This window comes from Pseudomonadota bacterium (genome assembly GCA_011049115.1).
Taxonomy (GTDB): Bacteria; Desulfobacterota; Anaeroferrophillalia; order Anaeroferrophillales; family Tharpellaceae; genus DSCM01.
In genome coordinates this window covers 1-8045 of sequence record DSCM01000141.1, presented here as the reverse complement: position 1 = coordinate 8045, position 8045 = coordinate 1, and the positions used below count along the sequence as shown (strand labels likewise).

10 protein-coding genes and 1 pseudogene are annotated in these 8045 nt (G+C 54.2%); 9 read left to right on the top strand and 2 right to left on the bottom strand.

Annotated elements, in window-relative coordinates:
* Positions 1-423 precede the first annotated feature (423 nt).
* The 6 genes from ENN66_12175 to ENN66_12150 all read left to right on the top strand — a co-directional run bounded on the left by ENN66_12175 (position 424) and on the right by ENN66_12150 (position 4362).
* Positions 424-1590, top strand: a complete 1167-nt coding sequence (locus tag ENN66_12175; GenBank protein ID HDS17335.1) for an amino acid permease — start codon at positions 424-426, stop codon at positions 1588-1590.
* 49 nt (positions 1591-1639) lie between these two features.
* Positions 1640-1840 (top strand): DUF2905 domain-containing protein, encoded by a 201-nt coding sequence (locus tag ENN66_12170; GenBank protein HDS17334.1) that lies wholly within the window; start codon positions 1640-1642, stop codon positions 1838-1840.
* A gap of 159 nt (positions 1841-1999) precedes the next feature.
* Positions 2000-2491: a hypothetical protein gene (locus ENN66_12165; protein ID HDS17333.1), complete on the top strand. Its 492-nt coding sequence runs from the start codon at positions 2000-2002 to the stop codon at positions 2489-2491.
* Complete coding sequence (locus ENN66_12160) at positions 2491-2901, top strand: hypothetical protein (protein ID HDS17332.1); 411 nt, start codon at positions 2491-2493, stop codon at positions 2899-2901. The genes ENN66_12165 and ENN66_12160 overlap by 1 nt, the downstream gene beginning before the upstream one ends.
* Positions 2902-2916: 15 nt before the next feature.
* On the top strand, positions 2917-3924 hold the full coding sequence (locus ENN66_12155; GenBank protein ID HDS17331.1) for a hypothetical protein: 1008 nt from the start codon (positions 2917-2919) through the stop codon (positions 3922-3924).
* A 51-nt stretch (positions 3925-3975) separates the two neighbouring features.
* Positions 3976-4362 (top strand): hypothetical protein, encoded by a 387-nt coding sequence (locus tag ENN66_12150; protein ID HDS17330.1) that lies wholly within the window; start codon positions 3976-3978, stop codon positions 4360-4362.
* Between the two features lie 60 nt (positions 4363-4422).
* On the opposite strand, the gene ENN66_12145 is transcribed toward ENN66_12150, so the two are convergent.
* A complete protein-coding gene (locus tag ENN66_12145) occupies positions 4423-4785 on the bottom strand; it encodes a hypothetical protein (protein HDS17329.1) in 363 nt (120 codons plus the stop codon).
* 585 nt (positions 4786-5370) lie between these two features.
* Here ENN66_12145 and ENN66_12140 point away from each other — a divergent pair.
* From ENN66_12140 to ENN66_12130, 3 genes and pseudogenes are all read left to right on the top strand, one after another.
* Entirely contained in the window at positions 5371-5583 is a 213-nt protein-coding gene (locus tag ENN66_12140; GenBank protein ID HDS17328.1) for a hypothetical protein, read from the top strand.
* A 71-nt stretch (positions 5584-5654) separates the two neighbouring features.
* Positions 5655-6158 carry a hypothetical protein gene (locus tag ENN66_12135; GenBank protein HDS17327.1) on the top strand — a complete coding sequence of 168 codons (504 nt, stop codon included), beginning with the start codon at positions 5655-5657 and terminating at the stop codon, positions 6156-6158.
* Positions 6159-6391: 233 nt separating this feature from the next.
* Positions 6392-6967 (top strand): annotated as a pseudogene (locus ENN66_12130) (ATP-binding protein).
* 117 nt (positions 6968-7084) lie between these two features.
* Here the strand turns inward: ENN66_12130 and ENN66_12125 are convergent.
* Positions 7085-8045 (bottom strand): cell filamentation protein Fic (locus tag ENN66_12125; protein HDS17326.1); only part of this gene is annotated, 961 nt, incomplete at its 5' end.

The window sequence follows — 8045 nt, the reverse complement described above, 5'->3', positions numbered from 1 at the left end:
GGGACTGCTTTTTTTCTTTATCCCAGTAGGAGATCGACTCATAAGCGTAAGTGAAACCGGTTTTCTTGTTCGTCTGATACACAATGGCAGCCATGGGCAACTCCTCCGTTTCATCGTTATAACGCTATAGCGCGTAACGAGGTATAGTGCAAGAGAAATTGCGCTTATTCTTTTAATATTCAGCAGTTTATGTCGTTTTCATCGTCATAATTCCCGGGAAGCGGGGTGGCCTGCCGAAGACGGATTTTGAGTCCCAGCGGAGCGGTGGGGGAGTGGCAGGGTAGGAAGCTAAAGGTTCAAATCGCGGTTGATTTAAGGAACACGCGCCTTCGTTCTGGATTTACGGCTCGAATAAGGGCGAAAAATGATCTGCCGACAGTTTTGTTTTGACAAAGTTCGATTCGTCCGGGTAAATAACAGTCTATGTCATCCCCGACGCTGAAAGCCTCTCTTTCTCTGCCCTTGGTGATTCTTTACGGCATGGGCACGATTCTTGGTGCCGGCATCTATGTTCTGATCGGCGAAGTGGCCGGAGTTGCCGGTTTCGGTACCCCCCTGTCGTTTCTTCTGGCCGCGCTGTTGGCCGCGCTTTCCGCCTTTTCCTATGCGGAGTTGTCGTCGCGTTTTCCCCGGAGCGCCGGTGAAGCCGTTTATGTCGTGGAGGGCCTCGGCTGGCAATGGTTGGCCATCTTCGTGGGTTTTCTGGTGATTCTGGTGGGGGTTACCTCTGCGGCTACCATTGTCCGGGGTTTTGTCGGTTATCTTTGGGTTTTTATCTATGTGCCCTTACCCCTGGCCCTGGCGGTTCTGGTTTCAGGGCTGGGGTTCATTGCTTGGTGGGGAGTGCTTGAGTCGGTCTTGATCGCCGGCCTCTTAAGCCTGTTTGAAGCGTTTGGACTCTTGATGGTGATCTGGGTGAGTCGGAACAGCCTGGCCGGACTTCCTGCGGTCTGGCCGGAGATTGTCGCCAGCACTCATGGGGGTTGGCTTGCCGCCATTATCCCCGGGGCTTTTCTGGCGTTTTATGCCTTTATCGGTTTTGAAGATATGGTTAACGTGGCCGAGGAGGTGAAGAATCCTCGGCGTACGCTGCCGCTGGCTATTGTCCTGGTGCTGGTTCTGACGAGCATCTTATACTTCGCCGTATCCCTGGCCGCAGTGCTGGCGGTAGCACCGGCGGAACCCGCCGGTCAGAAAGCGCCGCTTTCACATCTCTACGCGGTTTGCACCGGTCGTCGGCCCGTTGCCATAACCATAATCGGTATGTTTGCCGTGGTCAACGGAGCTCTGATTCAGATCATCATGGCTAGCCGAATACTATACGGCATGAGCGTCCAGGGTTGGTTTCCGAAGGTCATCGGCCGGATTCATTCACGGACTCGAACTCCCCATATCGCCACCCTGATTATCGCCATCGGAATCATGATTTTCGCCCTCTGGCTGCCATTGGTCGTTCTGGCCGAGGCCACCAGTTTTATCACCCTGGTCATCTTCAGTCTTATCAATCTGTCGTTTATCCGGGTTAAATTTCGCGAACCCAGGCCCGCAGGCGTTGTCGTCTATCCCCTCTGGTTGCCGTGGCGGGACTGAGCGCCAATTTGGTTTTTATCGGGCATTGTTTTTTTCGTTAGCTGCGGACATGAATAAAAAGCTGATCAGCCTTGGTCTTCTTCTCGTTTTAGGGGGAGTTTTGTGGCCTTTGTTAGGCAAATTTCCTCTGGGCAGGCTTCCCGGCGACATTTTTGTTCGAAAGGGGAACCTGAGTTTTTATTTTCCGGTTACCACCTGTTTGTTGCTCACGGTGGTGATCTTGTTTTTTTTCTGGCTTTTCAGAAAATAGGGGGCCTGAGTTCCGCGCCTGAATGTCGTTGACAACTTTGAAAATGACCCTGAGGCTGAAAGATCCGAAGTCTGGAACGAGCCTGGAAGACTCCGGATTCAGAAAAAATCCGATTTCCGGAATTTGATTTTTTTCACATTCCCACAAGGGGGTAATGAGGTGACCAAACAAGTCATCAGCGCCGCCCAGGCCTATAATCACTGTGATCCCGCCCAGTCACTTTTTACTACCACGGCCGAGGTAAAAAGGATGGACCGTTTTATCGGCCAGGAAAGGGCCCTGGCCGCCCTTGATTTCGGCATCGGCATGGCCCGGCCGGGCTTTAATCTGTATGTCATGGGGCCGGAAGGCTCGGGCCGCCATAGCGTTGTCCAGTCATTTCTGCATAAGAAGGCCAAAGACGAGGCCAGCCCCAGCGACTGGTGCTATGTTCACAATTTCAAGCATTCTCATAAACCGTTGGCCATCAAGTTGCCTTCGGGACAGGGCCGGGTTTTTAAGGGTGAGATGTTTGAACTTATTGATACCCTGAAATCCACGATTCCGGCCATGTTAGAAGATGAGGACTACCGGGCCCTCAATGTGACTCTGAGTCAAAGAATTGAAGCCCTCTACCACGACATGGAGGAGTTGGCCAAGTCTCAGGGGTAATGGTCAGTCGCAGCGAACAGGGTTTTCGTTTCGTGCCCATGGACGGCGAGGGTAAACCCCTGAGTGTGGACGATTTCGGCAACTTGGCCGAGGACGCCCAGAAGAAGATCGAAAAGACCATTGAAAAGCTTCACGGTGAACTGCAGAAAGTAATTCACAAGATCAGTATCTGGAAGCGGGAGACCGAGGAGTTAAAGCGCCGTCTGAAAAAGGAGACGGCCAGGATGGCGGTTTCCCATCTCGTTTGCACCTTGAAAGACAAATATCATGACCATGCCAAGTTATCCGTCTACCTGGAAAGCGTGGAGGAGGATATCGCTGAGCGGGTGGATGATTTCCTCGGCGGCAGCGAGGGTCAGAATCCGTTTTTTCTGGCTATCGGCGGCCCGCAGTCGCCCCCCCTTGACTAGTATGAGGTCAATGTTCTGATCGGTCACGAGAACGGCGGCGGGGCTCCGGTGGTTTACGAGGACCTGCCCACTTACCAGAACCTTCATGACCGAATTGAACATCAGGCCCGAATGGGCGTGCTGACCACCAACTTCACCCTGATTCAGCCGGGGGCCTTCCATCGCGCCAACCAGGGTTATATCATTGTCGATGCCCGGCGTCTGCTCATGCAGCCAGTTGCCTATGAAGGCTTAAAACGCACCCTGCGCTCCCGAAAGGTGCATATCGAGCCGGTGGAGCGCCTTCTCGGCCTGATGGGCACCACCGCCCTGGAACCGGAGCCCATCGACCTGGATGTCAAGGTGGTTCTGGTGGGAGAGCCTCAGGTTTATTACCTGCTCAATGCCTATGACCCGGAGTTTGCCGCTCTTTTTAAGGTGCAGGCCGATTTTGAAAACGATATGGAGCGCAGTGAAGACAATCTTGCTCTCTATTCCAGCCTGATCGCCAGTCTGGCCCAGGACCATGAGCTTCTGCCCCTCCATGCCGATGCCGTGGCCAGGATTATCGAACAGGCCTCGCGTGATGCCGGCGACAGTCTTAAGTTGTCGTTGCGCGTCCGCGACCTGGTCGACTTGATGCAGGATGCTGACTATTTTGCCCGCAAGGCGGACAAAAAACAGATTGAAATAGATGATCTGGAGGCGGCTCTGCTGGCGGCCAGAGAACGGGGTGGTCGCATTCGGGACCGAATCTTTGCCTCGATGGCCACCGGCATCCGTCATATCGAGACCCAGGGCGGCAAGGCGGGACAGGTCAACGGCCTGTCGGTCTTGCAGGTGGGCCGCGATGCTTTTGGCTGCCCCACCAGAATCACCGCTCTGACCCGGCCGGGCCGGGCCAAGATGGTTGACATCGAACGTGAGGTGGAGCTGGGCGGCCCGATTCATTCCAAAGGGGTGATGATCCTTTCCTCCTTTCTCGCGGCCCGTTATGCCCGACTTATTCCCTTGACCCTGCAGGCCAGCCTGGCTTTCGAATAGTCCTACAGCGGAGTTGAGGGCGACAGCGCCTCCTGCGCCGAGCTCTGCGCCTTGCTCTCGGCCTTGGCCGGGATTTGCCTGCGTCAGGATCTGGCCCTTACCGGTGCGGTGAGCCAGCGGGGCGAAGTTCAGGCCATCGGTGGGGTCAATGAAAAGATCGAAGGATTTTTTGATCTCTGTCGGGAGCGCGGTCTGACCGGCAGCCAAGGGGGCATCATTCCGGCCAGCAATGTGCGTCACCTCATGCTCAAGCAGGAGGTGGTGGCGGCCATCGCGGCCGGGACCTTCTCGGTAACCGCCGTGCAGAAGGTGGACGAGGCCATGGAATTGTTCACCGGCCTTCTGGCCGGTGAGGCGGATGGACAGGGGCTCTTTCCGGCTGATTCCATCAATGGCCGGGTCGAGACCACCCTGTTGCAATATGCCACTGCCTTGTAGAGATTCGACCAGCATGACGAAGCCGGGGAGTAGGCGCGCCGCCGGTTTTCCTCCGCGGTTTTACATTCTGATCTTGGCTTCGGTTTTTTCGGGATGTTTTTCCAGGTGCAGACAGCGTTTGACCGCGTTCTTTGCCAGGCGGCCAACGATGTTGGGCAGGTCGGAGTTTTCCCAGAGCGCCTTGAAATCGGTGGTTGCGGTCAGGGTGGTGCCCAGGACGAACCCGTTCTCGGTTCCCGGGTCCAGGGCGATGTCAGCGTAGGAGTAGTTGTTTTTTTTGGAAAAGACCCTGGTGAAGAGATTTTGCACCGTGTAGACAAAAAATTTTTTCACATCTTCCTCGGATTCGACCAGGTTGATCTTGTTGCGGAACTCAGGCAGTAATTCGTTCTCGAATTTTGTGAAAGACAGTTGCGTGCTCATTCCCCCCCCCTCCTTTAAGGCCGGTCGGTGGTTGTCCTGCGACTATCTGAATTGTCCTAAAATCCGGCAGGAAAGTCAAACTGTTTCGATGGTGAAGGTTTGCCGAGTGCTTTTTCTGCAAAAGCGGATGCGAAAATCAGGTCCTGTCACCATAATAACCGGGCAGGCTGAATCGCGCCATCAGACTGCTTCGCGGTCTTCCGAGTGAGAGTAAGCTGCGGGACAGCGGGCTGTCTGGAAGAGACCCTCGCCCCCTCGGGAGATTTTCCCTGAACGAATGATAATTATTGGTATTCAATGATTTTAATGGTTTATGGTTGGATTGGTCATGAATTACATTTCAGTAAATAATCAATTGCCCGAACCCCGGAAATGAACTTTTCACTCGAACTAAAGTTCGCTGAAAAAAGGCGGAAAAAGGCTTGACTCAGGTGGCTCACTTGGTTAGTATTCCCTTTCCAAAAACTTGAGGCGAGAGGATTTTGTTTTTTTAAGATGCGGGTTGGCGGGTTTAACTTTTCGTCAATGAATTTCGTCTGATTTACTTGTTGTCTGGTGCCCGCTCAGACAGGCATGAATATACTCATGGACAAAACAGCTCACTTAAAGGCCGCGGTTCTGGCGATAACTGAAGTCGCCGAGGATGTCAGGCGGCAACTTGGCAGCGAAGATGATATTCGAAGTATGGATGATTTTGATATCGTTCTACGCAGTCTGGCGGCAACCCTGTCAACCCTTGCGACCGCTTCCCTGTTGCTTCCAGATGAGATGGTGGAGATGTGTGTGATGCTTGCCTGAGTATCGGTAAGAGCCATGATTTACAAAAAAAATTGAAGTAGGCCCTCCTCTCAGGGTCACTTGAAACCATAATGCATAAACCAGAGAAATGGGTTGGAATTGCAATGAAGTTGTTTTTTGGGCCACGTTGTTCGTTTTTTTTTAGGTTGTCTTTACTGCTGATATTGGCATTACTTAGTTTGAAGGCTGTCCCGGTGAGTGCGGCGGAAAGGATGGCGGTCAAGGTTTCTCTGGCCAATGTCCGGACGCAAGCCGATATTAATTCGGAAATTGCCTGGCAGGTGACAAAATTTCATCCTTTCGAGGTGCTGGAAAAAAAAGGAGACTGGTATCTCTGCCGCGATTTTGAAGGCGATCGGGGCTGGCTATATAAGGATCTGCTCGATAAAACGGTTACGGTGATCAGCCTGAAAGAGAACTGTAATGTCCGTTCCGGTCCCTCTATCAACAGCCAGGTAATCTTTATTGTCGACCGGGAGGTTTGCTTGAAGGTTATCAAACGTCAGGGGCGGTGGTTGCAGGTTGTCCATGAAGACGGCGATCAGGGCTGGATCCACGCATCTCTGGTTTGGTGACTGTGTTCTGCGGGGGCTTTTGGTGGAGGGTGCGTCGACCTGGCGCAAAACAGTCTTCACCCTTGACTTGCCCAATAAGTTATTGATGTAACATCAGAAATATTGCTCGCTGACATCTGGCGGCGGTTCATGACAAAGGAAACGATTTTCGCCCCCGATTTCCCAGCACCGGACGAGGGTAACGGGTTTGCAGTCCGGCTGGATACCGAAAAACGCGCTCCAATTTCCTCGTCTCCTTCTATGCCGTCAGCCACCTGACCGATTATCTGAAATCCCTCGGTCACCGGGTGCGCAAAAGCTCGGTGGTCGATTGGCTCGTCGCGTTCGAGGACGTCGGGCTGCTGTTCAGCGTGAACATCTTTTCCAGCTCGCCGACCCGGATCAGCGTCAATCCTCGTAAGGCATATTGCATCGACCACGCCCTGGTAACCTCGGTCAGCTCGGGCATTCTCACCAACCGCGACAGCCTGCTGGAGAATCTGGTGTTCACCGCGCTACGCCGGGTGACGCCGGAGATCTTCTACCACAAGACCAAAACGGGCCGGGAGGTGGGCCTTGTCGCGCTGCTACCGTCAGCGCCGGGACAAGAACGAACAGCAATGCTGGTCCAGGTCTGCGCCTCGCTGGCCGATCCCCGCGTCAAGCAGAGCGAAGTGCGTTCCCTCTCCGAAGCCATGGTCGAGCTGGCGGTGGCGGAGGGGACCATCGTCACCTGGCGTACCGATGAAACCATCCCCGTGGGTTTCGGCATTATCCAGGTGGTGCCGGTCTGGTGGTTTCTGCTGGAAATGGAGGCGCGAACTACTTAATCGGTTACTTGGTCGGGACTTGATCGCTGAGCCAGGGCGTGTCGCAAGCCGTATCGCGAGTTTGTCGCAAGCTCACCCCCCAAGTCACCCCTCAAGTCAGTCCCCAAGTGGACCGTCTTATTCTTCCTCCGTTTTTTTCTCTCCGGCGGATTTGATCTGCTTCACTATTCGGTCAAAATCGCTTTCAAACAACCGGTCCTGCACGATGCGGTATTTTTCGTATTCGCTCTCGGCCTGGGTCTTGGCCAGCTCGGCCGAAACCTTTCCAGCGTCCTGCAGAATCTCCCGGTCCCAGAGTTTCAGGAAGCCCGCCAGCCGTTTTTCCCAGTCTTCCATGGTCATGGGGATTTTGCGCATGGCCTGAAGCTCGGCCATGTCGAGGTAGGCGGAGACGATGCGCTGCATCTGCGCCAGTTCGAACTCGGAGAGATAGTTCTTGGCGATGGCGACATCGTATCGATGGATTTTCCCGTGGGGTGCGCCTTCCCAATGGGTCAGGCCCATGTTGTCCTTGCGGTGATCGGCGCGGTCCACAATGACTTCCGCCGCCGTCTGGCCGTGGATGGTGTAGTGCATCTTGTTCTGCACGGCGGCAAAAAACCGCTTGGTGGCGGTGGCGGTGGGGTCGTAATCGAGCGAGATGGCGTAGATGTCGGTGATCTTCTGGTAGAACTTGCGTTCGGAAAGCCGGATCTCCCGGATTTTTTCCAGTTGGCGCTCAAAAAACTCATCGGTGAGGTTGCCGCCGCGTTTCAAACGCTCCACATCCATGGTCCAGCCCTGGATGGTGTAATCCTTGACGATCTGGTTGGCCCACTTGCGAAACTGTACCGCCCGCTCATTCTCGATCTTGAAGCCGACGGCGATGATGGCCTGGAGGTTGTAGTGTTTGACCTGGTAGTTTTTACCGTCGGCGGCAGTTGTTAAGTACTGCTTAATAACTGCCCCTTCTTCGAGTTCGTTGTCGGCGAAAATGCGTTTCAGGTGCTGGTTGATGGCGGGCACCGAGACGTCGTAGAGGGTCGCCATCATCTTCTGGGTGAGCCAGATGTTTTCATCCTCGTAGCGCATTTCCACG